General features: G+C 70.8%; 30 protein-coding genes. 13 read left to right on the top strand and 17 right to left on the bottom strand.

Features of this window, described 5'->3' with window-relative positions; all coding sequences use genetic code 11:
* Positions 1 to 60: 60 nt before the first annotated feature.
* On the top strand, positions 61 to 1,032 hold the full coding sequence (locus RFN52_RS27205; protein WP_184849892.1) for a DUF4097 family beta strand repeat-containing protein: 972 nt from the start codon (positions 61 to 63) through the stop codon (positions 1,030 to 1,032).
* 1 nt (position 1,033) lies between these two features.
* The gene (locus RFN52_RS27200) at positions 1,034 to 2,101 is read left to right on the top strand and encodes a PadR family transcriptional regulator (protein WP_184849890.1); all 1,068 of its coding nucleotides are present in this window, start codon (positions 1,034 to 1,036) and stop codon (positions 2,099 to 2,101) included.
* Positions 2,102 to 2,120: 19 nt separating this feature from the next.
* Here RFN52_RS27200 and RFN52_RS27195 read toward each other — a convergent pair whose 3' ends face one another.
* From RFN52_RS27195 to RFN52_RS27180, 4 genes are all read right to left on the bottom strand, one after another.
* Positions 2,121 to 2,693, bottom strand: a complete 573-nt coding sequence (locus tag RFN52_RS27195) for a Clp protease N-terminal domain-containing protein (protein WP_184849888.1) — start codon at positions 2,691 to 2,693, stop codon at positions 2,121 to 2,123.
* Positions 2,693 to 2,902 carry an HTH domain-containing protein gene (locus RFN52_RS27190; RefSeq protein WP_003992902.1) on the bottom strand — a complete coding sequence of 70 codons (210 nt, stop codon included), beginning with the start codon at positions 2,900 to 2,902 and terminating at the stop codon, positions 2,693 to 2,695. The genes RFN52_RS27195 and RFN52_RS27190 overlap by 1 nt, the downstream gene beginning before the upstream one ends.
* A 101-nt stretch (positions 2,903 to 3,003) precedes the next feature.
* A complete protein-coding gene (locus RFN52_RS27185; RefSeq protein WP_184849886.1) occupies positions 3,004 to 3,969 on the bottom strand; it encodes a zinc-binding dehydrogenase in 966 nt (321 codons plus the stop codon).
* Positions 3,970 to 4,334: 365 nt separating this feature from the next.
* Positions 4,335 to 5,567, bottom strand: coding sequence for an NAD(P)-dependent malic enzyme (locus tag RFN52_RS27180; protein ID WP_184849884.1), 1,233 nt, complete (start codon positions 5,565 to 5,567; stop codon positions 4,335 to 4,337).
* 625 nt (positions 5,568 to 6,192) lie between these two features.
* Here RFN52_RS27180 and RFN52_RS27175 point away from each other — a divergent pair.
* From RFN52_RS27175 to RFN52_RS27165, 3 genes are read left to right on the top strand one after another with little or no spacing between them, the layout of a single operon-like run.
* Complete coding sequence (locus RFN52_RS27175; protein ID WP_184849882.1) at positions 6,193 to 7,143, top strand: ABC transporter substrate-binding protein; 951 nt, start codon at positions 6,193 to 6,195, stop codon at positions 7,141 to 7,143.
* 32 nt (positions 7,144 to 7,175) lie between these two features.
* Positions 7,176 to 8,117: an amino acid ABC transporter permease gene (locus RFN52_RS27170; protein ID WP_184849880.1), complete on the top strand. Its 942-nt coding sequence runs from the start codon at positions 7,176 to 7,178 to the stop codon at positions 8,115 to 8,117.
* Complete coding sequence (locus tag RFN52_RS27165) at positions 8,114 to 8,875, top strand: amino acid ABC transporter ATP-binding protein (RefSeq protein WP_308431961.1); 762 nt, start codon at positions 8,114 to 8,116, stop codon at positions 8,873 to 8,875. Before RFN52_RS27170 ends, RFN52_RS27165 begins: the two co-directional genes overlap by 4 nt.
* A gap of 56 nt (positions 8,876 to 8,931) precedes the next feature.
* On the opposite strand, the gene RFN52_RS27160 is transcribed toward RFN52_RS27165, so the two are convergent.
* Entirely contained in the window at positions 8,932 to 9,702 is a 771-nt protein-coding gene (locus tag RFN52_RS27160; protein ID WP_184849878.1) for a class I SAM-dependent methyltransferase, read from the bottom strand.
* Positions 9,703 to 9,789: 87 nt separating this feature from the next.
* On the opposite strand from RFN52_RS27160, the gene RFN52_RS27155 reads away from it, so the two are divergent.
* Positions 9,790 to 10,440 (top strand): CGNR zinc finger domain-containing protein, encoded by a 651-nt coding sequence (locus tag RFN52_RS27155; protein ID WP_107455492.1) that lies wholly within the window; start codon positions 9,790 to 9,792, stop codon positions 10,438 to 10,440.
* On the opposite strand, the gene sodX is transcribed toward RFN52_RS27155, so the two are convergent.
* Entirely contained in the window at positions 10,323 to 10,757 is a 435-nt protein-coding gene (gene sodX, locus RFN52_RS27150; protein ID WP_102912064.1) for a nickel-type superoxide dismutase maturation protease, read from the bottom strand. The genes RFN52_RS27155 and sodX overlap by 118 nt on opposite strands.
* A gap of 145 nt (positions 10,758 to 10,902) precedes the next feature.
* Between sodX and sodN the strand changes: the two genes are divergently transcribed.
* On the top strand, positions 10,903 to 11,298 hold the full coding sequence (gene sodN, locus RFN52_RS27145) for a superoxide dismutase, Ni (RefSeq protein ID WP_007491258.1): 396 nt from the start codon (positions 10,903 to 10,905) through the stop codon (positions 11,296 to 11,298).
* A 327-nt stretch (positions 11,299 to 11,625) separates the two neighbouring features.
* On the opposite strand, the gene RFN52_RS27140 is transcribed toward sodN, so the two are convergent.
* Positions 11,626 to 11,859, bottom strand: coding sequence for a hypothetical protein (locus RFN52_RS27140; RefSeq protein WP_184849876.1), 234 nt, complete (start codon positions 11,857 to 11,859; stop codon positions 11,626 to 11,628).
* 14 nt (positions 11,860 to 11,873) lie between these two features.
* The gene (locus RFN52_RS27135) at positions 11,874 to 13,028 is read right to left on the bottom strand and encodes an inorganic phosphate transporter (RefSeq protein WP_184849874.1); all 1,155 of its coding nucleotides are present in this window, start codon (positions 13,026 to 13,028) and stop codon (positions 11,874 to 11,876) included.
* Between the two features lie 104 nt (positions 13,029 to 13,132).
* Between RFN52_RS27135 and RFN52_RS27130 the strand changes: the two genes are divergently transcribed.
* Positions 13,133 to 13,864 carry a VOC family protein gene (locus tag RFN52_RS27130; protein ID WP_184849872.1) on the top strand — a complete coding sequence of 244 codons (732 nt, stop codon included), beginning with the start codon at positions 13,133 to 13,135 and terminating at the stop codon, positions 13,862 to 13,864.
* A gap of 172 nt (positions 13,865 to 14,036) precedes the next feature.
* Here the strand turns inward: RFN52_RS27130 and RFN52_RS27125 are convergent, their stop codons facing one another.
* From RFN52_RS27125 to RFN52_RS27095, 7 genes are all read right to left on the bottom strand, one after another.
* Positions 14,037 to 14,276 carry a hypothetical protein gene (locus tag RFN52_RS27125; RefSeq protein WP_184854232.1) on the bottom strand — a complete coding sequence of 80 codons (240 nt, stop codon included), beginning with the start codon at positions 14,274 to 14,276 and terminating at the stop codon, positions 14,037 to 14,039.
* A gap of 10 nt (positions 14,277 to 14,286) precedes the next feature.
* Complete coding sequence (locus RFN52_RS27120; RefSeq protein WP_184849870.1) at positions 14,287 to 15,507, bottom strand: RNA polymerase sigma factor; 1,221 nt, start codon at positions 15,505 to 15,507, stop codon at positions 14,287 to 14,289.
* A 30-nt stretch (positions 15,508 to 15,537) separates the two neighbouring features.
* Positions 15,538 to 15,951 (bottom strand): YciI family protein, encoded by a 414-nt coding sequence (locus RFN52_RS27115; protein WP_184849868.1) that lies wholly within the window; start codon positions 15,949 to 15,951, stop codon positions 15,538 to 15,540.
* An 85-nt stretch (positions 15,952 to 16,036) separates the two neighbouring features.
* Entirely contained in the window at positions 16,037 to 16,312 is a 276-nt protein-coding gene (locus RFN52_RS27110) for a hypothetical protein (RefSeq protein WP_184849866.1), read from the bottom strand.
* Between the two features lie 262 nt (positions 16,313 to 16,574).
* The gene (locus tag RFN52_RS27105; protein ID WP_184849864.1) at positions 16,575 to 17,186 is read right to left on the bottom strand and encodes a GNAT family N-acetyltransferase; all 612 of its coding nucleotides are present in this window, start codon (positions 17,184 to 17,186) and stop codon (positions 16,575 to 16,577) included.
* A 408-nt stretch (positions 17,187 to 17,594) separates the two neighbouring features.
* Positions 17,595 to 18,764 carry a family 2 encapsulin nanocompartment cargo protein polyprenyl transferase gene (locus RFN52_RS27100; RefSeq protein ID WP_184849862.1) on the bottom strand — a complete coding sequence of 390 codons (1,170 nt, stop codon included), beginning with the start codon at positions 18,762 to 18,764 and terminating at the stop codon, positions 17,595 to 17,597.
* Positions 18,765 to 18,875: 111 nt separating this feature from the next.
* Positions 18,876 to 20,282: a family 2B encapsulin nanocompartment shell protein gene (locus RFN52_RS27095; RefSeq protein WP_184849860.1), complete on the bottom strand. Its 1,407-nt coding sequence runs from the start codon at positions 20,280 to 20,282 to the stop codon at positions 18,876 to 18,878.
* 254 nt (positions 20,283 to 20,536) lie between these two features.
* On the opposite strand from RFN52_RS27095, the gene RFN52_RS27090 reads away from it, so the two are divergent.
* Complete coding sequence (locus RFN52_RS27090; RefSeq protein ID WP_311241065.1) at positions 20,537 to 21,445, top strand: 1-aminocyclopropane-1-carboxylate deaminase/D-cysteine desulfhydrase; 909 nt, start codon at positions 20,537 to 20,539, stop codon at positions 21,443 to 21,445.
* 114 nt (positions 21,446 to 21,559) lie between these two features.
* Here RFN52_RS27090 and RFN52_RS27085 read toward each other — a convergent pair whose 3' ends face one another.
* Positions 21,560 to 23,158, bottom strand: a complete 1,599-nt coding sequence (locus RFN52_RS27085) for a Na+/H+ antiporter (RefSeq protein ID WP_184849857.1) — start codon at positions 23,156 to 23,158, stop codon at positions 21,560 to 21,562.
* Positions 23,159 to 23,220: 62 nt separating this feature from the next.
* On the opposite strand from RFN52_RS27085, the gene RFN52_RS27080 reads away from it, so the two are divergent.
* From RFN52_RS27080 to RFN52_RS27070, 3 genes are all read left to right on the top strand, one after another.
* On the top strand, positions 23,221 to 23,481 hold the full coding sequence (locus RFN52_RS27080; protein ID WP_053672413.1) for a UBP-type zinc finger domain-containing protein: 261 nt from the start codon (positions 23,221 to 23,223) through the stop codon (positions 23,479 to 23,481).
* Between the two features lie 261 nt (positions 23,482 to 23,742).
* On the top strand, positions 23,743 to 24,156 hold the full coding sequence (locus tag RFN52_RS27075; RefSeq protein WP_003992877.1) for an ATP-binding protein: 414 nt from the start codon (positions 23,743 to 23,745) through the stop codon (positions 24,154 to 24,156).
* A 17-nt stretch (positions 24,157 to 24,173) separates the two neighbouring features.
* Positions 24,174 to 25,310, top strand: a complete 1,137-nt coding sequence (locus tag RFN52_RS27070) for an RNA polymerase sigma factor SigF (RefSeq protein WP_184849855.1) — start codon at positions 24,174 to 24,176, stop codon at positions 25,308 to 25,310.
* A 3-nt stretch (positions 25,311 to 25,313) separates the two neighbouring features.
* Here the strand turns inward: RFN52_RS27070 and RFN52_RS27065 are convergent, their stop codons facing one another.
* Complete coding sequence (locus RFN52_RS27065; protein ID WP_184849853.1) at positions 25,314 to 25,763, bottom strand: hypothetical protein; 450 nt, start codon at positions 25,761 to 25,763, stop codon at positions 25,314 to 25,316.
* Between the two features lie 116 nt (positions 25,764 to 25,879).
* Here RFN52_RS27065 and RFN52_RS27060 point away from each other — a divergent pair, with 116 nt between their 5' ends.
* A complete protein-coding gene (locus RFN52_RS27060) occupies positions 25,880 to 26,848 on the top strand; it encodes a diacylglycerol/lipid kinase family protein (protein ID WP_184849851.1) in 969 nt (322 codons plus the stop codon).
* Positions 26,849 to 26,931: the final 83 nt, after the last annotated feature.

The following is a 26,931-nucleotide window of genomic DNA, read 5'->3' as shown; positions in this document are numbered from 1 at the left end:
CGATATATCGTGAAAACGAGAGGACGCGATATGGCGCGTCGAGACGGGGAGGTCTGCACCATGTCCGAGTGGTCCGTCACGGAACCGAGGAAGCTCACCTTCGACGAGCCCGTGAGCGATCTGCACGTGCGTCTCGTCAACGGAACGGTGAACGTGGTGGGCACGGACGAAGGTTCCGCCCGCCTGGAGATCTCCGAGATCGAGGGGCCGCCCTTGGTGGTGACCCAGCAGGGCGGCGTCCTCACGGTGGCCTACGAGGACCTGCCCTGGAAGGGCTTCCTCAAGTGGCTGGACCGCAAGGGCTGGCGCCGCAGCGCGGTGGTCTCCCTGGCCGTCCCGGCCGGCACCCGCGTGGAGGTGGGTGTGGTCGGCGCGGCAGCCGTGATCTCCGGCATCCAGGGCCCGTCGGTGGTGAAGGGCGTCACCGGCGACACGACACTCGTGGGCCTCTCCGGCCCGGTCCGCGCCGACACGGTCTCCGGCAGCCTGGAGGCCCAGGACGTGACCGGCGACCTCAGGTTCAACTCCGTCTCCGGCGACCTCACGGTGGTCGAGGGCTCCGGCCCCTCCGTGCGGGCGGATTCGGTGAGCGGCTCGATGATCGTCGACCTCGACCCGGACGGCCCGACGGATGTGCGGCTGACCAGCGTCTCCGGTGAGATCGCGATCCGGCTGCCGTACCCGGCGGACACGGAGGTCGAGGCGAACACCGCGAGCGGCTCGGTTTCCAACGCCTTCGACGGCCTCCGGGTGCACGGCCAGTGGGGCGCCCACAAGATCACGGGCCGCCTCGGCGCGGGCACCGGCAAGCTGCGGGCCACCACCGTCTCCGGCTCGATCGCCCTGCTGCGCCGCCCGGCCGGAGAGGACGAGCACGGCGCGCCGCGAGACACCCCGCCCGCCGGAAGCAGCGCGGCGGCAGCCCCGGCGGGCGGTCCGGAGAGCGGCTCGGGAGACAATTCCGTTTCCGGCCCGGGCGATGCCCCCACCACCGTCCCGGCCGACGGTACGACCGACAAGAAGGTGCTCTGACATGCCCCCCGTCTTCGCCCACGGCCGCCTCCGCCTCTACCTGCTGAAGCTGCTGGACGAGGCTCCTCGCCACGGCTACGAGGTGATCCGCCTGCTGGAGGAGCGCTTCCAGGGGCTGTACGCACCGTCGGCGGGCACGGTCTACCCGCGCCTGGCGAAGCTGGAGACCGAGGGACTGGTCACCCACACCACGGAAGGCGGCCGCAAGGTCTACTCGATCACCGACGCGGGCCGCGCCGAACTGGCCGACCGCAGCGGCGAGCTGGCCGACCTGGAGCTGGAGATCAGGGAGTCCGTCGCGGAACTGGCCGCGGAGATCCAGGCCGACGTGCGCGGAGCCGCCGGCGACCTGCGCCGCGAGATGCGGGCGGCGGCGACCGAGGCCCGCCGGGACACCGGCACCAGGGACGACGGCACGGCCGGGGCCCCCCACGGCGACTTCTCGCAATACGGCGACAAGGAGACCTGGCGCATCGCCAAGGAGGAGATGCGCCGCGCCCGGCAGGAGTGGAAGGAGCAGGCCCGGCGGGCGAAGGACGAGAGCCGCCGCGCCCGCGAGGACGCCCAACGCGCCCGCCGCCAGGCGAAGGAGGCCCAGGAACAGGCCCGGGCACAGGCCCAGGAGCAGGTGCAGCGCATCACCCGCCGCGTCCAGGAGCAGGTGCAGGACCACTTCGCCCGCGGCGACTGGCCGACGGGCCTGCGCGAGGGCCTGACCGAACTGGTCAAGGAAGTGGGCGAGTTCGGGAAGGACTACGGCAAGGACTTCGGCAAGGACCTGGGCTTCGACTGGCCCGGCACCGGCAGGTCCGCCGAGGAGCCGAGCCACGCACATCCCCGGGAGGACTTCCCCGCCGCCTACGAACCGGCCTGGGCCCATGAGGACGCCGCGGACTCCACCGGCGACCCGGCCCGCGACCTGGACCGCCTGCTCGACCGCTTCCGGGACGACATCCGTGACGCGGCCCGCGACCACGGCGTCACCCCCGACCAGCTGCGCGACGCCCGCCGCCATCTGTCGACGGCGGCGGCCCACATAGGAGCCCTCCTGCGCACACAGAGCAAGTAGCGCGCCCGGGGCTCAGCCTTCAGCCGGCCTTGGCCTCGCCCCCACTGCCGTACAGCACCCGCACCAGGTGCTCGTACGTCACCCCGTGGTCGGCGAGGACCTCGGCCGCCACACCGGGGCGCAGGGTCAGGGCCAGCAGGATGTGCTCGTCCCCGATGTGCCGGTCCCGCTGGGCGAGGGCGACTCGCAGGGAGCGTTCCAGCACGTCCTTGGCTCCCCGGCCGAAGGAGGTACGCCCCGACCACCACCGCTTGTCCTTCCGGTCACCGGCCAGGGCGCCGACCCCATGAGCCTCCTCCACCCGGGCGACGATCTCCTCCACGTCGATCCCCAGCCCGGCGAGCGCGTCGGTCTCGGCCTGCGTCAGTCCGGCCCGCCGCCGCGCCTCACGCAAGGCCTCCCGCACGGACTCCCGCCGCTCACCGAGCCCGAGAGCCGCGAGCGCGAAGGAGCCACGGCTGCCCTCCCGGTCGAGCAGCGCCAGCAGCAGATGCTCCGGCTCCACGACCTGCCCGCCCTCGTCACGCCCGTCCACGTACGCGTACGCGCCCTTCACCACGTCGCGGGCGTCCTTCGTGAACCGCTCGAACATCAATGCCTCCCGTACTTCTTGTGCACGGCCTGCCTGCTCACACCGAGTTCGGTGGCGATCTCCTGCCACGACCAGCCCTGGTTGCGCGCGTTGCGCACCTGCACGGCTTCCAACTGCTCCAGCAGCCGGCGCAGCGCGGCGACGGCCCGCAGGCCGACCCGTGGATCACGGTCACCGGCGCGTTCGGCCAGATCGGTTGCTTCGGTCATACCGTCAACCTACGTTGACACCCCGCCCGCGTCAACCACGATTGACATACGAAAACGGCCGGCCCACCCGGGACCGGCCGTCGACACACCTTCGCAAGGACTCAGGGACTGGTCAGCACGACCTTCCCGAACTGCTCGCCCGAAGCCAGCCGCTCGAAGCCCTCCCGCGCACGGTCCATGGGCATGACCTCGTCGATGACGGGCCGCACTCCCGTCGCGGCACAGAACGCGAGGAGATCCTCCAGTTCGTCCTTCGTGCCCATCGTGGATCCGACGACCTTGAGTTCGAGGAAGAAGATCCGGGTCAGCTCCGCGTGCGAGGGCCGGTCGCCGCTGGTGGCACCGGAGATGACCAGCGTGCCGCCGGGCTTCAGCGATTTCACCGAGTGCGACCACGTGGCAGCCCCGACGGTCTCGATCACCGCGTCGACCCGCTGAGGCAACCGCGCCCCCGACTCCACGGCCTCCACGGCCCCGAGCTCCAGGGCCCGCTTCCGCTTGGCCTCGTCCCGGCTGGTGGCGAAGACCCGCAGCCCGGCGGCCTTGCCCAGCACGATGGCCGCGGTGGCGACCCCACCACCGGCGCCCTGCACCAGCACGGAGTCACCGGGCCGGACCCCCGCATTGGTGAACAGCATCCGGTACGCCGTCAGCCACGCCGTGGGCAGACAGGCGGCCTCCTCGAAGGAGAGCTCTTTGGGCTTGGGCAGGATGTTCCAGGTCGGCACGGAGACCTGCTCGGCGAAGGTGCCCTGGTAGCGCTCGGTGAGGATGGAGCGGGGTTCCTTCGGGCCGACCCCGTGCCCGCTCTGTCCGATCACGGAGTGCAGGACGACCTCGTTGCCGTCCTCGTCGACACCGGCGGCATCACAGCCGAGGATCATCGGCAGCTTGTCCTCTGCGAGGCCCACGCCACGCAGGGACCACAGGTCGTGGTGGTTGAGGGAGGCGGCCTTGACCGTGACGGTACTCCAGCCGGGACGGGCCTCGGGAGCCGGACGCTCTCCCAACTCCAGGCCGGAGAGCGGCTGGTCGCGGTCGATTCGGGCGGCGTAGACAGCGAACATGGCCTTGACGATAGGTTCCGCGGGGGGCCGAAGGAACCATCCGGGCCTGTGAGACACACCCTCTTGCCAGGTGAGCGGGGCGGTGTAGCTGCGCGCCCGCACTCGCCGCCGTACGCAAGGGGCCGCGTCGGGGGGTGTCCGCCCGCGGCTGTTGACGCGTCAACGGACAGTCATTCGGTATGGCGCCCCATCGCTCCGTTCCAAGGACGGATCCCCGGCGCGGCCCCGACCCACCACCCGGCGAGAAGGCGAAGCCACCCGCACCCCCGCCACCGCCGCACCACCCGAACGGCCCCAACCGAAAGCAAAGAAATGGCCCCGCCCGATCCCGGGCGGGGCCACGTCACACAGATGCCGGCATCACGTCAGCGCCGGGCCACACCCTCGGCCCGAGCCGCAGCCGCCACCGCGGCCGTGACCGCCGGCGCGACCCGCTCGTCGAACGGCGACGGGATGACGTAGTCGGCGGCGAGATCGTCCCCGACCACAGCGGCCAGCGCCTCCGCGGCGGCCAGCTTCATCCCCTCGGTGATCCGGGAGGCCCTCACCTGCAGCGCACCCGCGAAGATCCCGGGGAACGCCAGCACGTTGTTGATCTGGTTCGGGAAGTCCGACCGTCCGGTCGCGACGACCGCCGCGTACTTGTGCGCGACCTCGGGATGCACCTCGGGGTTCGGGTTCGCCATGGCGAAGACGAACGCGCCCTTGGCCATCGTCGCCACCGCGGACTCCGCGACCGTGCCACCGGAGACCCCGATGAACACGTCGGCCCCGTCCAGCGCCGCTTCCAGCGACCCGGTGATCCCGGCCTTGTTCGTGAACCCGGCCAGGTCCTGCTTCACCGGCGTGAGGTCGTCCCGGTCCGCCGACACGACACCCTTGCGGTCGGCCACCGCGACATCCCCGATCCCGGCCTCGACCAGCATCTTCGCAATGGCGACACCGGCCGCACCGGCTCCGGAGATGACGGCCCGCAGCTCACCCAGCGCCCGCCCGCTCAGCCGCGCGGCATTCCGCAGGGCGGCCAGCGTCACCACGGCCGTGCCGTGCTGGTCGTCGTGGAAGACCGGAATGTCCAGCCGCTCCTGCAGCTTCCGCTCGACCTCGAAGCACCGGGGCGCCGAGATGTCCTCCAGGTTGACGCCGCCGAACGACGGCGCGAGCCGCACCACGGTCTCGACGATCTCGTCGACGTCCGTGCAGGCCAGGGCGATCGGAACCGCGTCCACGCCACCGAACTGCTTGAAAAGAATCGCCTTGCCCTCCATCACCGGGAGGGAGGCCTCGGGCCCGATGTCACCGAGCCCCAGCACGGCCGTACCGTCCGTCACGACGGCCACGACCGACGACTTCCACGTGTAGTCGTGCACGAGCTCCGGCTGCTCCGCGATCGCGCTGCACACCTTCGCGACGCCGGGCGTGTACGCCAGGGACAGGTCGTCCTTGTCACGGACCGGCACGGTGGCCTGCACAGCCATCTTGCCGCCGCGGTGCAGCGCGAACGCCGGGTCGAAGGAGTCGAGGGGCTCCGCACCGCCCTCGTGGTCCGTATCGCCGGTCTTGCTCTCGCTGCGAGGATTGACGATCTCCGCTGCCACTTCGTTTTACCCCTTAAATCTTCATTGTTTTGAGGGTGGCCACTCCTGGTGAGGGGTGGGCGGGCACCGCGCAGCCCCATGTCGTGCTTGTACGTGTATACGTACGGGCGCGTACGCGACGGGCGCGCCGCACACGCGCCCTGAGCCCCGGATGAGGGGTGTAAAGACCCTTCTTACCGGACGGACGGCATCGACGACGAGTCCATAACGCGAAGGTCACATGACGACGCCCTGACTCTTCGTCCAAAATCGGGACAAGGCCTAGACAAACCAGCCACAACCACTCAAGCATCTGCGAAGCTCGCGGGCCCCGTCTTGAAATCCCGGGATATACCGAAGTTCTTCCGGCCGGAAGGGGTGATTCCCTTAGAAGGTCCGGCCGTGATGTACCGGAGTGGTGCGGTTCGGGGGTCGCCCGTTATCCGATTTTGACATGGCTGGCCCCCAGAATCGCGCAGTCCGAATGGCAAGATGCCGTAATCACACGAGGTCGCGACACTCGAAGAGGTGTGCTCTCGTCGACCCACGGCACTGCCGAAACCTTCGGCGTGCCACGGCGTTGCCGAACCCATCGGCAGCGGCCCGCCCCATCGGCAACTCCACCCATCCGCCGGAGGAACCCACCATGACCGCAAGCTCCACCCGTCGTACGACCGCCGCGCACTCCCGGCTAGCAGCGGTCGGTGCGATCGCGGTCGCAGGCGCGCTGATGCTCACCGGATGCGGTGACCAGACCAAGGACACCGGTTCGAGCGACACGGCGGCCTCGGCCCCACTCGCCGACAAGCTGCCTCAGGCCATCCGCGACAAGGGTGTCATCAAGGTCGGCTCCGACATCGCCTACGCCCCGGTCGAGTTCAAGGACAGCTCCGGCAAGGTCGTCGGCATCGACCCGGACCTCGCCGCCGCCATGGGCAAGCAGCTCGGGGTCGACTTCCAGTTCGAGAACGGCACGTTCGACACGCTGATCACGGGTCTGCGCTCCAAGCGGTACGACATCGCCATGTCCGCGATGACCGACACCAAGGACCGCCAGGAGGGCGTCGACTCCGACACCGGCAAGAAGGTCGGCGAGGGCGTCGACTTCGTGGACTACTTCACCGCCGGTGTCTCGATCTACACCAAGAAGGGCGACGACCAGGGCATCAAGACCTGGTCCGACCTGTGCGGCAAGAAGATCGTGCTGCAGCGCGGCACCGTCTCCGAGGACCTCGCCAAGGCGGAGTCGAAGAAGTGCCCGTCCGGCAAGAAGATCGCCATCGAGCCCTTCGACAACGACCAGCAGGCCCAGACCCGCCTGCGCGCGGGTGGCGCCGACGCCGGCTCGTCCGACTTCCCGGTCGCCGCGTACGCGGTGAAGACCTCCGGCGGCGGCAAGGACTTCCAGCTGGTCGGCGAGCAGGTCGAGGCCGCCCCGTACGGCATCGCGGTCGCCAAGAACCAGACGGAGCTGCGGGACGCCCTCAAGGCCGCCCTCGACGCCGTCATCGAGAACGGCGAGTACGAGAAGATCATGAAGAAGTGGGGCGTCACCGACGGCTCCATCGACGAAGCCACGATCAACGGCGGCAAGTGACCGCAGCGCAGCGGCACTGAAAGGCAACACCCGTGACTGTTGACATCGACAAGACGCCGGCCGACACGCCCCCGGCCGGACCGGAGGCCATCAAGGCCATCCCGGTCCGGCACTACGGGCGGTACGTCTCCGCCGTCGTCGCCATCGCCCTGCTGGTCGGGGTCGTCTACGCGTTCTCCCAGGGCAAGATCAACTGGGGCGCGATCCCGGACTACTTCTTCGACGACCGCATCCTGGACGGCGTCGGCAAGACGCTCCTGCTGACCGTGCTGTCCATGGTGATCGGCATCGTCGGCGGCGTCATGCTCGCCGTGATGCGCCTGTCGAAGAACCCGGTGACCTCGTCGATCGCGTGGTTCTACATCTGGTTCTTCCGCGGCACCCCGGTCCTGGTGCAGCTGATCGTCTGGTTCAACCTGGGCCTGGTCTTCGAGTACATCAACCTCGGGCCGTTCTACAAGGACGAGTGGTCGGACTTCATGACCCCGTTCCTGACGGCGCTGCTGGGCCTCGGCCTGAACGAGGCCGCGTACATGGCGGAGATCTGCCGGGCCGGTCTGCTCTCGGTCGACGAGGGCCAGACCGAGGCGTCGCACGCGCTGGGCATGAGCCACGCCAAGACGCTGCGCCGGATCGTCATCCCGCAGGCGATGCGCGTGATCGTGCCGCCGACGGGCAACGAGGTCATCAACATGCTGAAGACGACCTCGCTGGTCTCGGTCGTCCAGTATCCCGAGTTGCTGCGAGCAGCTCAGGACATCGGCCAGACCTCCGGTGCCCCGGCCGAGATGCTGTTCCTGGCGGCGGCCTGGTATCTGCTGATGACGTCGATCTTCAGCGTGGGCCAGTACTACCTGGAGCGGTACTACGCGCGTGGTTCGAGCCGGTCCCTGCCGGCCACGCCGTTCCAGAAGATCAGGGCGAACGTGCTCTCCCTGTCCAGCCGCTCCAAGCCGAAGGGAGGCACCGCATGACCGTCATGGTCAAGGCCGAGGGCGTCCACAAGTCCTTCGGTCCCGTAGAAGTCCTCACGGGCATCGACCTGGAGGTGAAGTCCGGCGAGGTGTTCTGCCTCATCGGCCCCTCCGGCTCCGGCAAGTCGACCTTCCTGAGGTGCATCAACCACCTGGAGAAGATCAACGCCGGCCGTCTGTACGTCGACGGTGAGCTGGTCGGCTACCGGCAGAAGGGCGACAAGCTCTACGAGCTGAAGGACAGCGAAGTCGCGGTCAAGCGCCGGGACATCGGCATGGTCTTCCAGCGCTTCAACCTGTTCCCGCACATGACGGCCGTGGAGAACGTCATGGAGGCGCCGGTCCAGGTCAAGGGCGTGAGCAGGAGCCAGGCCCGCACGCGCGCCCAGGAGCTCCTGGACCGGGTGGGCCTGGCCGACAAGGCGGGCAACTACCCCTCGCAGCTCTCCGGCGGCCAGCAGCAGCGCGTCGCCATCGCCCGGGCCCTCGCCATGGACCCGAAGCTGATGCTGTTCGACGAGCCGACCTCGGCGCTCGACCCGGAGCTGGTCGGCGACGTCCTGGACGTCATGCGCGACCTGGCCGAGTCCGGCATGACGATGATCGTCGTCACGCACGAGATGGGCTTCGCCCGCGAGGTGGGCGACAGCCTGGTCTTCATGGACGGCGGTGTGGTGGTCGAATCCGGCCACCCGCGTGAGGTGCTCACGAACCCGCAGCACGAGCGGACGAAGTCGTTCCTGTCCAAGGTGCTCTGACGGTACGCCCGGCGAGGGGGCGGTACGGAATCTCCGTGCCGCCCCCTTCGCGCGCTCTACTTCATGGCGAGCAGCAGGGTGTCCGAGGGCGAGCACCACACCGGCCTGGCCTCGCCGAAGCCCTTCTCGCGCAGCACGCGCGCGTGCCACTGGACCGACGGCATGTCGCCGTCGGCGTGGTCGCCGTAGATCTCGTAGCGCCGGGCCGTGGGTTCGGCGAGGACCGGGTCCTTCGCGGCGAGCTGCCACCACTCCGTCCAGCCGAGGACCCCGGATTCCCTGGCCTGTTCCATGCGGGCGTGGCGCTGCGCCCGCTCCGCCGCGTTGATCCGCGGCGTCGACTCGTCGATCATGTGGTCCGCGTTCATGAAGACACCGCCGGCGCGGACGAGTCCCGCGACCTGGCCGTAGAGGTCCGCGAGGGGTTCCCGGTGCAGCCAGTGCAGGGCCGTCGCGGTCAGGACGGCGTCGTACGAGTCGTACGGCAGCCTCGTCGGCCAGTCGGGGTCCTTGAGGTCGGCGGTGACGAGGCCGACCCGGTCGTCGCCCGCGAAGGTGCCCTCGGCGATGGCGAGGAGCGCCGGGTCGAGGTCGACGCCGGTGCTGGTGGCGTCGGGGAGGCGGGCCAGCAGCCGGGCCGTGATGGTGCCCGTGCCGCAGGCGAGGTCGAGGACGCGCGGGGCGGTGCCCACGACGGCCTCGACCATGTCGAGCATGATCCGGAACCGCTCCTCGCGGTCGGGCAGGTACCACTCCTGCTGCCGGTCCCAGCTCTCCTGCCAGGCCTGCCAGTCCGCGGTGGTCGTCGTGATGTCCGCGTCCGTCATCGAGCCCCTCCCTCGTAATACCCTGGAAGCACCATCAGCTGTTACAAGTGCGCTCACGACCCTAAAGCCCCTCCGTAAGGACTACAAGTGGAACTGGCCTATTACTCGGACTATGCCGTGCGCCTCGTCAACACCGAGGAACCGGCCCGGGGCAAGGACGCCCTGACGTCGGTCGAGGCCGTCCGCGATCTGTTCGGGCCCAGCCAGTCGGCGGCCCGCCGCGCCACCGACGCGGACGTGACCCGCTTCCGCTCGGTCCGGGCCCGGCTGCGTTCGGTCTTCGAGGCGGCCGACGCGGGCGAGGAGAGGCTCGCCGTCGACCTGCTGAACTCGCTGCTGCTGGAGTTCCCGGTGAGCCCGCAGATCTCCGGGCACGACTTCCGGGACGACGACGGCCGCCCTCTGTGGCACATGCACCTGGCGGACCACCCGTCGAACGCCACGGCGGGCTACGCGGCGATCGCGGCGATGGGCCTGGCGTTCCACCTGACCGAGTACGGCGTGGACCGCCTGGGGTTGTGCGAGGCCGCACCCTGCCGCAACGCCTACCTCGACACCTCCACCAACCGCTCCCGGCGCTACTGCTCCGACCGCTGCGCGACCCGGGCCAACGTGGCGGCCTACCGCGCCCGCAAACGCCTGGAGGCCGACCGGTCGGAGAGGACCGGCCTGGCGGCCGACAGCGCCCAGCCCAGCAGCGCCCAGGGCGACCGCCGGCCGGACCTGCGCGGCCGGTAGCGGAACCGAACCCGCCCCAGCACCAGGTCGTCGGGGACGACGCCGTAGTCGGTGCTGTCGCCGCCGGCGTACGCGTTGTCCCCGAGCACCCACCAGCCGCTCTCGCGCCGTTGGGCCACCCGCTTGACGACCAGCAGGTCCTGCTGGAAGGGATGCCGCAGGACGACGACGTCCCCGGGCCTGACCCGGCCCCCGTAGTGCACCAGGAGCCGGTCCCCGTGGTACAGCGTGGGCACCATGGACGGCCCGGTCACCTCGGCCACCCCGAAGGGTGGGGCGGGCCTCCCCCGCTCGGACTCCTGCGACAGCTCCGGCATCACCCGGCACCTCCCCGGTTCTTCCTCCACCAGTCTCAGTCTCACCCCGGACTTTTGTCCTAAGCCCATGGGGGCACCCGCGAAAAGCCGTCCCTCACGGAGTAATGTCCCCTGTGAGAAGACGATCACGAGGAAGGAATGCTCCATGCTTTCCCGCCTGTTTGCCCCCAAGGTCAAGGTCAGTGCCCACTGCGACCTTCCCTGCGGTGTGTACGACCCCGCCCAGGCCCGCATCGAGGCGGAGTCGGTGAAGGCCGTGCAGGAGAAGATGGCCGCCAACGACGACCCGCACTTCCAGGCGCGCGCCACCGTCATCAAGGAGCAGCGTGCCGAGCTCGCGAAGCACCACGTCTCGGTGCTCTGGAGCGACTACTTCAAGCCCCCGCACTTCGAGAAGTACCCGGAGCTGCACCAGCTGGTCAACGACGCCCTGAAGGCCCTCTCGGCCGCCAAGGGCTCGACCGACCCGGCCACCGGCCAGAAGGCTCTGGACTACATCGCCCAGATCGACAAGATCTTCTGGGAGACCAAGAAGGCCTGATCTCCCTCAAGGCAGTCCGGCCCGCGATGTCGCTGGTCGGGCGAGAGGGAGCAGCGGAGCCCCGTACCCGGCAGCGGGTACGGGGCTCCGCCGTTCCTGCTTCCCCTGCCTTCCGGTTCCCTTCTTGGCGTTGTGGCTTCGCCGGACACCGACCAGCACCACGATGGCGGTGATGACGACGAGCATCACGACGCCGGTGGGCCAGAAGCCGCTGCCCCTCCGGCGGCCAGATCGGGGTTCTCCACGCTTGCGCCCCCCTCTTGTTCGCAGCTGATGCGAACGCCCCTTGGCCGTTCGCGCGCAAACCGGTGGTTGTCCCGCAGGTGACTAATGGAACTGAGGGACGATCAGGTAGATCCCGTACGCCACCACGGCCGCGCAGGCGAAGAAGCACAGGGCGGCCTGGGTGAGGCCGAGGGCGAAGGTGCCGCCCCGCAGGGCGCGGGCGCCCTCCAGGCGGGCGAGGCCGAGGACGCCCAGGGCGAAGACGACGACCACGGCGACGGTCGCGCCGATGCTCACCGCGGCGACCTGTCCGAGTGCGGTCCAGTCCAGATGCATGGCGTTCCCGTCGCTCAGGCGGCCGCGCCGACCTTGGCCGGCGGCTCGGTGCGGATGCTGACTTCGTGTGCGTCGTTGACGTTGTGCGCGTGCACCGGGTTACGGCGCGAGACGATCACGATGCCCGCGGCGAGGGCCGCGCCGACCAGCGCGACGACCGCCGTACCGAGGTCCCCGCCGTTCTGCACGACCGCGGCGGCCAGCCCTCCGGCCAGTGCGGCGGCGGGCAGCGTGATCACCCAGGCGACGATCATCCGGCCCGCGACGCCCCAGCGGACCTCCGCGAGCCGGCGGCCGAGCCCCGCGCCGAGGATGCTGCCGGAGGCCACCTGCGTGGTGGACAGGGCGAATCCGAGGTGGGCTGAGGTCAGGATGACGGTCGTCGAAGCGGTCTCGGCGGCGAACCCCTGCGGCGACTGGATCTCGGTGAGGCCCTTGCCCATCGTGCGGATGATCCGCCAGCCCCCCAGATACGTACCGAGCCCGATGGCGAGGCCCGCGGACGCGATGACCCACAGGGGCGGGCCGGCGTCGTGGCCGAGCGCACCGGCCGAGATCAGCGTGAGGGTGATCACGCCCATGGTCTTCTGTGCGTCGTTCGTGCCGTGGGCGAGCGACACGAGCGAGGCGGAGGCGACCTGCCCGATGCGGAAGCCCCGGGTGACGGAGTCCTTGCGGGCCCGGTCGGTCAGCCGGTAGGCGAGGTAGGTGGCGAGCAGTGCGGCGACACCGGCCACGACCGGTGAGGCCACCGCCGGCACCAGCACCTTCTCGACGACCTTGTCGAAGTTGACGCCGTGGGTGCCCGCCCCGACCCACACGGCCCCGATCAGCCCGCCGAACAGCGCGTGCGAGGAGCTCGACGGGAGACCGACCAGCCAGGTCAGCAGATTCCACAGGATGGCGCCGACCAGCCCCGCGAAGATCATGCCCGGGGAGACGAGGGTGTCGTCCACGATGCCGCCGGAGATGGTCCTGGCGACCTCGGTGGACAGAAAGGCACCGACGACGTTGAGGACACCACTGATCAGGACCGCGGTACGGGGAGCGAGCGCGCCGGTGGCGATGGACGTGGCCATCGCGTTCGCCGTGTCGTGGAAACCGTTGGTGAAGTCGAAGGCGAGTGCGGTGACGATGACGACCGCCACGAGGAACGTGATGTGGTCCATTCCTGAATGCAAACAAGCGCGGGCCAATGGGCGGGGAACAGTACGGCAAAGGCTGGTCAAGGTTCACGCAGGTGGCGGCGGTGCGCCCCTCTACGATCGCGGCCATGAGGATCAGCTGGACTTACGCCTTCATCGACCGCCCCCGTCACGCCTTCGGCCCCGCCTGCGACTTCTGGACGGCGGTCACGGACACCCGCCTGTCCGAACCGCGCGGCGAACACGACGAGTTCGTCACCCTGCTCCCCGACGGCGCCGACGCGTGCGTGAAGGTCCAGGCGGTCGGTCCGGGCCCGGGCGGTGCGCACATCGACTTCTGCGTCGATGACGTACCGGAGTTCGCCGCCGCGGCGGTGCGGCTCGGCGCGGATGTGGTGGCCGACCTCGGGTCGCTCGTGGTGCTGCGCTCGCCCGGCGGACAGTTGTTCTGCGCGGACCCCTGGCGCGGGCAGTCGTCGCGCCCGGGCGTGGTGCGGGGCAGCCGGCTCGACCAGGTGTGCCTGGACGTCCCGTCCTCGGCCTACGACACGGAAGTCGGCTTCTGGAGTGCCCTGCTCGACGGCTGGGCATCGATGCCGGGCGCCCTCCCGGAGTTCCACGTGCTCAAGCCGCCGCCGGGCCTGCCGGTCCGTCTGCTCCTGCAACGCCTCGGCGAGGAGCGCCCGGCCTCCGCCCACCTCGACCTCGCCTGCGCGGACATCGCGGCGACCCGGGCGCGGCACGAGGCGCTCGGGGCCGTCTTCGTGGCCGGCTTCTCCAACTGGACGGTGATGCGCGACCCTGCGGGCGGCACGTACTGCCTGACGACCCGGGATCCGGTGACGGGCGGACTGCGCTAGGAACTTCGGGCGGACGTCGGTCGAGGAAGGGGCGGCGTTCGGTGCATGCGCCCGGGGCGGTACGGGTGCGCGAGCGAAGCGCCGTGTGCGCGCCCGGTGCGGCGGGTGCGCGAACGCAGTACCGCGTACGCCCGGTGCGGCGGGTGCGCGAGCCGAGCACCGCGGTGGTCCGTCAGTCGCTCTCGGTATACGTCCTGTAGGCGCAGGCCGGGGCCCCGGTGTCCTCGGGCGACGGGCACGGCGACAGGTCCGGGGACTCGTCGGGATCGGTCTGCTCCCAGACGTACGGCCCCGCGGGCTCGGCCGAGTCCTGCATCCACAGCGTCAGTCCGCCCGTGACGGCCACGACCAGCGCCCACCCGATCACCACGCCACGCCACACCGTGCGACGCTGCTCCCCCGGTCTGCCCATGCTTCACACGCTAGTCGGTCAACCGCGCCGCCCGGGCCCGCAGGTAGCGCTGCTCAGGGAGGCTGAGGGTCTGTGCGGCCGCCGACTCGTAGGCGGCGCGGGCGGCTTCCGGCTCGCCCACCCGCTCCAGCAGATGACCGCGCACGGCGTCCAGGCGGTGCCCCTTCACCTCGCCCTCAAGGGCGTCCACTTCGGCCAGCCCCGCGCGCGGGCCGTGGACCATGGCGACGGCGACCGCGCGGTTGAGGCGTTCGACCGGGCCGGGGACCAGACTGACGAGGACGTCGTACAGGCCCAGGATCTCGGCCCAGTCGGTCGACTCGGGCGAGGACGCCTCGTCGTGCACGGCCGCGATCGCGGCCCGCAGCTGGAACGGCCCGGGGCGGCCCCGGGACAGGGCCCGGGTGACCAGCGCGACGCCCTCCTCGATCGCCGCCCGGTCCCAGCGGCCGCGGTCCTGTTCGTCGAGGGGGATCAGCTCGCCGCGCGGACCGCTTCGCGCGTCGCGCCGGGCGTCGGTCAGCAGCATCAGCGCGAGCAGACCGGCCACCTCGCAGTCGCCGGGCAACAGCCGGTGGACCGTGCGGGTCAGCCGTACGGCCTCCCCCGCGAGGTCGCGGCGCTGGAGCGCGGCGCCGGACGTGGCGGTGTAGCCCTCGTTGAAGATCAGGTAGAGCGTCTGCAGCACGGACGGCAGCCGCTGCTCCCAGCGGTCCGGCCGGCCGAAGCGCACACCCCGCACCTTCTGCTTGGCCCGGCTGACGCGCTGGGCCATCGTCGCCTCCGGGACCAGGCAGGCTCGCGCGATCTCCGCCGTGGTCAGACCGCCCACGGCACGCAGCGTGAGCGCGATCTGCGCGGGCGGCGACAGGTCCGGATGGCAGCACAGGAACAGCAGCGAGAGCGTGTCGTCCTCACGAGGCGCACGCTCCCCCGGTGGCGGCGCCGTGAAGGCGTCCCGGGGCGTGAGTGCGGCCGCCCGCTCCTCGCGCTGCCGCCGGGCCTGATCACTGCGCAGCGCGTCGGTGAGCCGCCGCGAGGCGACCTTGATCAGCCAGCCCCGCGGATTGCCGGGCACACCCGCTTCGGGCCACTGCCCGGCTGCCGCGAGCAGCGCCTCCTGTACGGCGTCCTCGGCGGCGTCGAAGTGCCCGTACCGTCTGACCAGCGCACCGAGGACCTGCGGCGCGTCGCGGCGCAGCAGGTCCTCGATCTCCGGTGCGTTCCTCACCCGTGTGTCCGTCGGCGTCGTCCCGGTTCGTCAGATGTCCCCGGAACCGTCCATGATCGGGCGGATCACGACGGGGTAGTCGGGGGCGCCGGCCGGCTGGGGGCAGCGGGCGACACGGTCGGCGATCTCCGTGACCCGCTCCAGGCTCTCGCACTCCAGGACCCAGTAGCCGGCCAGCAGCTCCTTGGTCTCGCCGTAGGGGCCGTCGGTGATCACGGCCTTGCCGTCGCCGCCGAGGGTGACGTGCCGGGTCTGCGCCGGCTCGGCCAGGCCCTGCCCGTCGACGAGCTCGCCCGTCTCGGCCAGATCGTCGTTGATGGCGCCCATGTAGGCGAACATCGTCTGCAGCTCCTCCTCGCTCCAGGCCGGGGAGTGCGCCGACGCCTTGCCGCGCATGGCTTCGTAGTCCGCCTGAGTGCCCTGCACCATGACCAGGTACTTCATCAGTCCGCTCCTTCGGCTCTCACCGCCCCGCTGGGCGGCTCTTCACAAGGGACGTCGGAGCCGGGCCGCGTATCTCGACACGGGCTCAGGAGTTTTTGGCGGCGGTGTCTCCGGGAGCCGGTTCGGGCGGGATCGTGGCGGGCGGGGCTGTTTCGCCGGGGGCCGCGGGGGCCGGCCCGGGCCGGTGGCCCTCGGCGGTGTGGCCGCTGTCGGCGCCCTCCGCCGCGTAGGCCCCGCACTCGGGGTTGCGGCACGGGCCCGCCACCCAGCGCGGGACCCAGGTACCCAGCGTCTTGTGACGCCGGACGACCGTTTCCACTGGCTGTCCGCAGTCGGGACAGACCTGTCCTTCGCTGCCCATGTCCTCAGAGTAGGCCGGTCGTGGGCTCAGCGCTCCCTGCTGTACGTGCACACCGCTGTACGTGCACACCAGCGCGCGCCGTTGCCGAACGTGCGCACCGGCGCCGCCCGGGTTGCCGGCCTCGTACACGCGGTCGGCCCGGGGGCCGGGACGGCCGAAACCCAGGACGGACGTCCGTGAGGTCGCGTCGTCTGCCCGGAGAAGACACCGGAGGAATCAGCTGCTCGGCGGCGCACGGCAGGTACCGCTCTCGCCGTATGGCCTAGGCGGGCCGGTGGGGCCTGGGCTCCCGCCACATCGGCCACATCGACGGGCCGTCCGGCAGGTCGAGGGCCGGGCCGGCCGGCTCGAAGCCCAGGCGCTCGTACAGGTGGCGACTGCGGGCGTTGCTGGCCTCCAGGTAGGCGGGCAGCCCCTCGCGGTCGCAGCGGTCGAGGACGGTCTCGATGAGCGCGGTGCCGAGGCCCTCGTCCTGGCGGCCGGGGGCCACACCGATCATCCACAGGTACTCGTGGGCCCGCCCCGTGGGATGGACGGCAGCCATCAGCCGTCCGATGCGCTCGACGCGCTCGTTGTCCGGGTCGACGGCCTCCCGCACCTGGGCCGGCCCTTCGTCCTCCGCGTCGTCGTGGCCTTCCTCGGCGGGCATGGAGAGCCACAGCGCGCAGGCCGAGCCGTCCTCGGTGACGTCTATGCGGCCGGCCGCGAGCACGATGTCGGTGAAGGCGGCCATGAGCCGAGGGTGCTTGGCACGACGGTCCTCCGCGCCGGGGAAGACCCAGCCGCTCACGGGGTCGTCCTGGAACGCTTCGTCCAGAAGCCGGACGATCAGCTCCCTGTCCTCTTCGCCAGCCGTCCGGATGGCCACACCCATGCCGCGCCCCTTCACTCGTCCCGACGGGCGTTGATCGTAGGGGGGTTGGCCCTCACGGAGGGGTGCGGGCAGGATCTTGGCGGGATTCGATCGAACGTTTGCCCAAACTCGACGGAAGCGGGGAGGTGGCGGGTCCCGCACACCGTGGGGCAGTGCGGGACCCGCCGACCGGATGCCGACGGCCGTGCGGGGTCAGGAGCCGCACGGCCCCGACGCTCCGGGGCTCTGCCCTTCGGTCACCCGAAGGGGCGTTGCTGGTGCGGTCGGTCCTCTGCCGTTGCCGACGGACCGCTCGCTGCCGGTGCCATCCACTGCTGTGGCCCATCAACTGTGGCGGCCCGTCATAGCTGCGGCCCGTCAACTGCGGCGGCCGGCCACAGCCGCGGCCCGCCAAACCGTTGCGACCCCTCAACTGCTGCGCCGCGTCACGAACTCGGCGAGGGCGAGCAGACCGCCCGCCGCCTCCGGGTCCGGGACCGCCCGGGCCAGCTGCTGCATCGCCCGGGCCATCCGGTCGGCCGCCTGGCCCTGCGCCCAGTCACGGCCGCCCGCGCGCTCCACGGTCACGGCGATGTCGTCCAGGTCCTCCTTCTCGCTGGTTCGTGCGTACAGTTCGGCGAGTTCGGCCGCCTCCGGTGTACCGGAGGCGAGGGCCGCCACCACCGGCAGCGACTTCTTCCGTACGGCCAGGTCGGCACCGGCGGGCTTGCCCGTGCGGCGCGGGTCGCCCCATATGCCGATGACGTCGTCGATGAGCTGGAAGGCGAGCCCGGCCTCTCTGCCGAACGCGTCCAGCGCCGCCACTTCCTCCTCCGAGGCACCCGCGTACAGCCCGCCGATCGCGCACGCACTCCCGATCAGGGCGCCCGTCTTGGCCTCCGCCATGGCGAGCACGTCGTCGAGCGTGACGTCGCCGGGGGCGTGCCGCTCCATGGCCGTGTCCGCGTGCTGGCCCGCACACAGTTCCACCACGCAGTCCGCGAGCCGGGCGGCGGCGGCCTGGGAGGCCGGGTGCGGATCCTGGGCGAGCAGCCGCAGGGCCAGCGCCTGCAGGGTGTCCCCGGCGAGGATGGCGTCGGCGTCGCCGAACACCGTCCACGCGGTGGGGCGATGGCGGCGGGTGGTGTCCCGGTCCATCACGTCGTCGTGCAGCAGCGTGAAGTTGTGCACCAGCTCCACCGCGGCGGCCGCCCGAGCCGCCCCCGCCCGCGCCTCGGACCCGCCGAGGGCCGCCGCCGCGGCGAGGACCAGCGCCGGCCGGATCGCCTTGCCGGAGCCCCCGTCCGCCGAGGTGCCGTCGCCCTGCTCCCAGCCGAAGTGGTGGAGCGCGACCCGGCGCATCGGCCCCGGCAGCGAGCCGAGCGCGGCCCGCAGCACCGGGTCGACCTCCGCCCGGGCCCGCTCCAGCAGCATGACCGCCTCGTGCCCTTCGGCCGGTTCCGGCCCGCCGTCCCTCTGTGTCCCGATGCCCCCCTGCCTTTCCGGAGCCCCGGCCGACGCCCGGGGTTCGGCGCCGCCCTGCCCACCGCGGGCGGGCAGCGTCGTCCCCTTCCTGGACTTCGTGGAGGACTCACCCATGGGACCGCCTCGGAGAATGAGCGGACGGTGGCGCTTCCGCTGCCGCTGGGCTCGTACCCCGAGGGTGTACCCGCCCGGACGGGCGGGGACACGGCCGGCGTGCCGGGAGCGTCACCGCCAGCGGCCGATCTCGACGTTCTCCAGGACGCCGAGCGCGTCCGGTACCAGGACCGCGGCCGAGTAGTAGGCCGTGACCAGGTATTTGATGATGGCCTGTTCGTTGATGCCCATGAAGCGGACCGACAGGCTCGGCTCGATCTCGTCGGGGATGCCGGAGGCGCGCAGACCGATGACGCCCTGGTCGGCCTCGCCGGTACGCAGCGCGATGATGGACGTCGTACGGGCGTCCGAGACCGGGATCTTGTTGCACGGGTAGATCGGCACACCGCGCCAGGTCGGGATGCGGTTGCCGGCCATGTCGATGGTCTCCGGGACCAGCCCGCGCTTGTTGAGTTCGCGGCCGAACGCGGCGATGGCGCGCGGATGGGCGAGGAGCATCTTGGTGCCGCGGCGCCTGCTGAGCAGCTCGTCCAGGTCGTCCGGCCCGGGCACGCCGTCGTGCGGCTGGATCCGCTGGTCGTACTCGCAGTTGTGCAGGAGCCCGAAGTCGCGGTTGTTGATGAGCTCGTGCTCCTGGCGCTCCTTCAGCGCCTCGACCGTCAGCCGGATCTGCTGCTCGGTCTGGTTCATGGGCTGGTTGTAGAGGTCGGCCACGCGCGTGTGGATGCGCAGCACGGTCTGGGCGACGCTCAGTTCGTACTCACGGGGCCGGGCCTCGTAGTCGACGAAGGTGTGCGGGATGTCCGGCTCGCCGGAGTGACCGGAGGAGAGGTCGATCTCCTTCTCGCCGTACTTGTTGGAGCGCTGCGAGGGGATGGAGCGGCGGTGCTGGAGGTGTTCGCGCAGGGTGTCCGAGCGCTCCGCGATCTGCTCGAACTCCTGGCGGGGCAGCACGAGCACGGTGCACGCGGTGAGGGCGCGGGCGGTGTACTCCCAGATCGCGTCCTCGTTCAGCAGCGCGTCGTCTCCGAAGTAGGCACCGTCGGCGAGGACTCCGAGGGACTCGTCCTCCCCGTACGGTCCCGTACCGACCTTCTCCACCCTGCCGTGCGCCAGGAGGTACACCTCGTCGGACGGACTGCCGAACGAGGCGATGACATCGCCCGCCGGGATCTCCCGCTGCTCGCAGCGGCGGGCGATCTCGAAGAGCACCTCCTCGTCCTCGTACGACCGCAACGCCGGCAGTTCGCCCAGCTCGGCGGGGATGATCTCGACGCGGTCACCGGTCTTCACGAACGTCAGCCGGCCGTCGCCCACGGCGAACGTCAGACGCCGGTTCACCCGGTACGTACCACCCTGGATGTCGACCCACGGCAGCATCCGCAGCAGCCAGCGGGAGCTGATCTCCTGCATCTGTGGCACGGACTTGGTCGTGGTGGCCAGGTTCCGCGCGGCCGCCGTGCCGAGACTCTGCTGCGGCTTGGTCTGCTCCGTGCGGACCTCTTCGCCTACCGACATAGAGAACTGCCCTCCCGGTTGTGACCGACGCCCATACGCCCCGGGCATCGATGTGCACGAGCAAGCCTTCCTCACTCCACGTCGCGGTGCTATTACACGAAAGAGCGGGAATGGATCTTTGTACAGTTGGGCAGAGGGGGCCCGTCACGGCGTTCGCAGGCACTCGCGTCCGCGACCGGGGTGAGGGTGTCCGGCCCCAGAGCCCCCGTCAGCCCCCGAGCCCCTCTCTCACACTCCCGGGTGACAATGGCCCGGTGACCAGCCCCGACACCCCCATACTCGCCGCGCTGCACCCCCGGCTCCCCTCGCCGTTGCAGGAGGTCGTGGACGGCCGGTTCGAGCGCTGGGGCGTGCGGCTGCTGCTGAAGCGGGACGATCTGATCCATCCGGAGCTGATCGGCAACAAGTGGCGCAAGCTCGCGCCGAACCTGACAGCGGCGGCCGGCCGGACCGTCGTCACCTTCGGCGGGTCCTGGTCCAACCATCTGCGCGCCACTGCGGCGGCAGGCCGGCTTCTCGGCATCCCCACGGTCGGTGTCGTGCGCGGCGACGAACTGGCCGGCCGGCCCCTCAACCCCTCGCTGGCCCGCTGCACGGCCGACGGCATGCGGCTGCACTTCGTCGACAGGGCGACGTACCGCCGCAAGTCCGAGCCGCCCGTCCTGGCCGGCATCCTGCGAGCGGCGGACGCCGAGGAGGCCTACGTCGTCCCCGAGGGCGGCAGCAACGCCGAGGCCGTGCGGGGCTGCCGGGCGCTCGGCGCCGAGCTGCGCGGGCACGCCGAGGCCGTCGCCGTGGCCTGCGGCACCGGCGGCACGCTCGCGGGACTGGCCTCCGGTCTCGCTCCCGGCCAGCGCGCCCTGGGCGTGCCGGTGCTCAGGGGCGGCTTCCTGACCGCCGAGACGGAAGCCCTGCAGCGTGCGGCCTTCGGTGGCCGGCGCGGCACCTGGAGCCTGGACGACCGTTTCCATTTCGGCGGCTACGCGCGCGTGCCCGCAGAGCTCGACACCTTCGCGGCGGACTTCGAGCAACGGCACGGCCTGCCCGTCGAACGGCTCTATGTCGCCAAGCTGCTGTACGGGCTGGTCACCCTGGCCGGTGAGGGCGCCTTCCCGCGCGGGACGGCGGTGGCGGCCGTGGTCACCGGCCGCCCCTTCTCCTGAGGTGCGGCTCCGTTCTCCTGAGGCGCGGCTCCGACCCCACGGAGGTACTCCTCCACCTGAGGTGGCGCTCCGTTCGCCCTGAGGTACTCCTCCCCCGGAGGTACCGCTTCCTCGTCACGCCGCCTCCCGGAAGGCCGCCGCCTCCTCCAGGTCCAGTCTGCGCAGCAGGGTCCGCAGCATCTCGTCGTCGATGTAGCGGCCGTCCCGGAGTTTGACGAACACCTCGCGCTCGGCGCTGATCATCTCGCGCGTCAGCCGTCGGTAGGTGTCGTCGACGGACTCCCCGGTGATCGGGTTGGTCTGCCCGAGCCGCTCCCAGACGGCATTGCGACGGCGCTCCAGGACGGTGCGCAGCCGGTCGGCGAGCGGGGCGGGCAGGGTGTTGCGCTCGTCGGCGAGGAGCTCGTCCAGGCGCTGTTCCGCGGCCCGGGACGCCTGCGCCTGGGCGTTGGCCTCGGCGAGCGTCTCGGTCTGCGCGTCCCGCCCGGGGAACTTCAGCAGCCGGATCAGCGGCGGCAGCGTCAGACCCTGCACGACCAGGGTCCCGATGACCGTCGTGAACGTCAGGAAGAGGATGAGGTTGCGCTGCGGGAAGGGCTCCTCACCGTCGTGCAGGGTGAGCGGGATCGAGAAGGCGATGGCCAGGGAGACCACGCCCCGCATCCCGGCCCACGCGATGACGAACGGCCCCTTCCAGGTCGGGTTCTGCTCCCGTTCCCGAACCCGGGCCGACAGCAGCCGCGGCAGGAAGGTGGCCGGGTAGACCCAGACGAACCGGGCCGCGACGACGACCAGGAAGACGGCGACCGCGTACCAGGCCGCCTCGACGCCCTCGTACTCCCCGAGGCCCTGGAGAACCACCGGGAGCTGCAGTCCGATCAGCGCGAACACCGCCGACTCCAAGACGAAGGCGACCATCTTCCAGACCGCCTCCTCCTGCAGACGCGTGGCGAAATCGACCTCCCACGCGCGGTGCCCCAGGTAGAGCGCCACGACCACGACCGCGAGGACCCCGGAGGCGTGCACCTGCTCGGCGACGGCGTACGCGACGAAGGGGATCAGCAGGGAGAGCGTGTTCTGCAGCAGCGCCTCCTTCACGTGCGTGCGCAGCCAGTGGATCGGCGCCATCAGCAGCAGGCCCACCACGACGCCGCCGATCGCCGCGAGCAGGAACTCGCCGATGCCCCCGGCCCAGGTCGCGCCCTCGCCGACGGCGGCGGCCAGGGCCACCCGGTAGGCGGTGATCGCGGTCGCGTCGTTCAGCAGGGACTCGCCCTGGAGGATCGTCGTGATCCGCGAAGGCAGCCCCACCCGCCGGGCCACCGCCGTCGCCGCGACCGCGTCCGGAGGCGCCACCACCGCGCCGAAGACCAGGGCCGCGGTCAGCGGCATGTCCGGCACGATCACGTAGAGGGCCCAGCCGACCACGAAGGTCGCGAACAGCACGTACCCGACGGACAGCATGGCGACGGGCCTCAGCTGCGCCCGCAGGTCGAGGTAGGAACTCTCGGTCGCGGCCGTGTGCAGCAGCGGGGGCAGGATGAGCGGCAGCACGATGTGCGGGTCGAGCGTGTAGTCGGGCACCCCGGGGACGTAGCTGACCGCCAGCCCCACGGCCACCAGCAGCAGCGGCGCCGGCACCGGGGTACGCCGCGCCGCCGCGGCGATCGCGGCACTGCCCGCTACGAGCAGCAGCAGTGGCATCACGCCCATAGTTCTCGCCCGCCCTCATTTTTCGACGCGGTCTTCCGCCCGACCGTCGTAACCTGGCAATCATGAAACAGTGCACGCACGCCGACGCGCTGCCGCACCCCGAACCCGGCCCGCTCAGCGAGACGTGTCCGGAGTGCTTGGCGGAGGGCATGGATCCGGTGCAACTACGGCTGTGCCTCAGCTGCGGTCACGTCGGCTGCTGCGACTCCTCGCCGGGACGGCACGCGGCGGAGCATCATAAGGAGTCCGGTCACCCCGTGATGCGGACCCACGAGCCCGGGGAGACCTGGCGTTGGTGCTTCGTCGACCATGTCCTGGTGTGACGCGACAGGACCCCGGCGCCGGACGGTTCGACCGTCTGACGTCTGGGTACGTCAACCCGGCGCGCGCTCTTCCCATTTGGGCCCGCCCAACCCCTAGACACGGAGCGTATTCACAGGTTTACTGTGAGTGACGACAAGGGGTTGGGGTCCCGGGGACAGGACCGTCAAGAGCGCGATAGCGTCACCGCTGAACCACGTATCGCGTTACCCCCGGGGGGCGACCCTCGGCCCTGAAACGCTTGTACCACCATGGAGGTGAGGGTGTCCCAGATCGCAGGCGAGCCCGCGACCCAGGACTTCGTGGAAGTCCGGCTGCCGGCCGCGGGTGCCTACCTGTCGGTGCTGCGTACGGCCACGGCCGGTCTCGCGGCCCGTTTGGACTTCACCCTCGACGAGATCGAGGATTTGCGCATCGCGGTGGACGAGGCCTGCGCGATCCTGCTTCAGCAGGCCGTGCCCGGCTCGGTGCTCAGCTGTGTCTTCCGCCTCGTCGACGACTCACTCGAGGTCACCGTCTCGGCGCCCACCACGGACGGCCATGCCCCGTCACGGGACACCTTCGCCTGGACGGTCCTGTCCGCTCTCGCGGGCAAGGTCTCCTCTGCCGTGGACAAGGACAAAACCGTTTCGATCAGCCTCTACAAACAGCGCGGCGCGGGACCCGGGCCGGCGTGAGGAGCGAGGACGGGCCGGTGCGGGACGAAGAGCGCGGCACACGAGAGCTGCCGGCCGGGGGCACGGGCACGAGCGGCCCGAGCGGCGCCCGGCGCATGGCGGACGGCATCGACGGCATCCCCGAGCAGGCCCGCCCGCATCCCGAGGACGACTCCACGGAGGCCGTCCCCCCGGGCGGCGGGCGGCCCGACAGGGACGGTGTCGTGCGGAGCGCGCCTCCGGGCGCGGGGATCACCGCATCCCCGGCCCAGGGGGGTCCCCCCACTCACGAGGAGTCGAGAGTGACGGGGGAGGCGAGGGCTCGGGGAAGGGCGACGGGCGGGACGATGAGCGAGCACGAGCGAGACTCCGAGGATCAGGCGCGGCGCACACACCACGCATCAGGTGCGCAGCACGGCTCTCCGGACCGCAGCGGCGCGCGCGAGATGTTCCTCAAACTGCGCACCCTGAGCAGCGGCAGCCCCGAGTACGCGGAGCTGCGCAACCAGCTGGTCCGGATGCACCTGCCGCTGGTGGAGCACCTCGCGCGCCGTTTCCGCAACCGCGGGGAGCCGCTGGACGACCTCACCCAGGTCGCCACCATCGGCCTCATCAAGTCGGTCGACCGATTCGACCCGGACCGCGGCGTGGAGTTCTCGACGTACGCGACCCCGACGGTCGTCGGCGAGATCAAGCGCCATTTCCGCGACAAGGGCTGGGCGGTGCGCGTGCCGCGCCGGCTGCAGGAGCTGCGCCTGGCGCTGACCACGGCCACGGCCGAGCTCTCACAGCTGCACGGCCGCTCTCCCACGGTCCACGAGCTCGCCGAGAAGCTGGCGATCTCGGAGGAGGAGGTCCTGGAGGGCCTGGAGTCCGCCAACGCTTACTCCACGCTGTCCCTGGACGTCCCCGACACCGACGACGAGTCCCCCGCGGTCGCGGACACCCTCGGCGCGGAGGACGAGGCACTGGAGGGCGTGGAGTACCGGGAGTCCCTCAAGCCGCTGCTGGAGGATCTCCCGCCGCGCGAGAAGCGGATTCTGCTGCTGCGGTTCTTCGGCAACATGACCCAGTCGCAGATCGCGCAGGAGGTCGGCATCTCGCAGATGCACGTCTCCCGGCTGCTGGCGCGCACGCTGGCGCAGCTGCGGGAGAAGCTCCTCGTCGAGGAGTGACGGCTACTTCTCCAGGTTGCCGGGATTGCCGGGCCCGCGGATCCCGAGGGCCCGGGTCGTCTCGGGGTTCACCAGCAGGACGAGCGACGCGACGGCCACGACGGCGAGGGCGATCCCGGCCGGAATGGCCATGCTGTCGGCCTGCAGAAGGTTGTAGGCCACCGGCAGCGCCATGAGCTGGGTGATGACAGCCGGGCCGCGGCTCCAGCTACGGCGGCCGAGCAGCCCGCGCGCGGCGAGCAGTGGCAGCAGTGCGAGCACGGCCAGCGTGATCCCGCCGGTCACGGCCTGCTGCCGGTCGTCCGGATGGCCCGTGAGGCCGAGGACGAGGATCCAGACGCCTCCGACGACCAGCGCGAGCCCCTCCAGTGCGGCCAGCAGCGCGGCGTACGTCAGACGCCGGGGGCGGGGGCCGGTGGTTTCCTCGGTGGTGGGGGTCTGCTCGCTGCTCACCCCTGAAGGGTAGCCCCCGTCGTACACGCCCCCCGGGGCGCGGTTCACCTCCGCTCTCTTACCTGATCCCTACCTCGGTATGGGCCCGGTACCACCCAGTAGGTACGCTGCCAGTCATGCGTGCACTTCTTGTGGTCAATCCGGCGGCAACCACTACGAGTGCGCGCACACGCGACGTGCTGATCCATGCGCTCGCCAGCGAGATGAAGCTGGAGGCGGTCACCACCGAGTACCGCGGTCACGCCCGCGACCTGGGCCGGCAGGCGGCGGACAGCGACGACATCGACCTGGTGGTGGCCCTCGGCGGCGACGGCACGGTCAACGAAGTGGTCAACGGCCTGCTGCACGCCGGCCCCGCCCCGGAGCAGCTGCCCGGCCTCGCCGTGGTCCCGGGCGGCTCCACCAACGTCTTCGCCCGCGCCCTGGGTCTGCCCAACGACGCAGTGGAGGCCACCGGGGCCCTGCTGGACGCCCTGCGCGACGGCAGCGAACGGACCGTCGGTCTCGGACTGACCTCGGGCACGCCGGGCACGGAGGACGAGGCGGTGCCGTCCCGCTGGTTCACCTTCAACGCCGGGCTCGGCTTCGACGCCGGTGTGGTGGGTCGTGTGGAGCAGCATCGCGAGCGCGGCCGGAAATCCACACACGCTCTTTACGTCCGCCAGGTCATGCGCCAGCTCCTCGGCGAACCGAACCGCCGCAACGGGACGATCACGCTGGAGCGGGCCGGCGAGGATCCGGTCACCGATCTGGTGCTGTCCATAGTCTCGAACACCTCGCCATGGACGTTTCTGGGGAATCGCCCGATCTACGCGGCGCCTAAAGCCTCGTTCGATACCGGCCTCGATCTCTTCGGTCTCAGCCGCCTGTCCACCGCGGCTGTTGCCCGGTATGGCACCCAGTTGCTCACTTCGTCCCCCGAGCGTGGACCCCATGGCAAGCACGCCACTTCTCTGCACGACTTGACAGAGTTCACCTTGCATTCGAAGGTCCCGCTCCCCCTCCAGATGGACGGTGACCACCTGGGGCTGCGGACTAGCGTGACGTTCACAGGCGTACGCCGTGCACTGCGTGTGATTGTGTGAGCAGAACTGGCTAAAGTCCTTTCACTCGAACGTTTAGGCCAGGATCCACCCCATGGAAGTACGGCTGTGACCTAGTCGACACC

Source organism: Streptomyces collinus (assembly GCF_031348265.1).
GTDB classification, from domain to species: Bacteria; Actinomycetota; Actinomycetes; order Streptomycetales; family Streptomycetaceae; genus Streptomyces; species Streptomyces collinus.
Note: the sequence above shows the minus strand (reverse complement) of the source record. Positions and strands in the feature narration are given on the sequence as shown.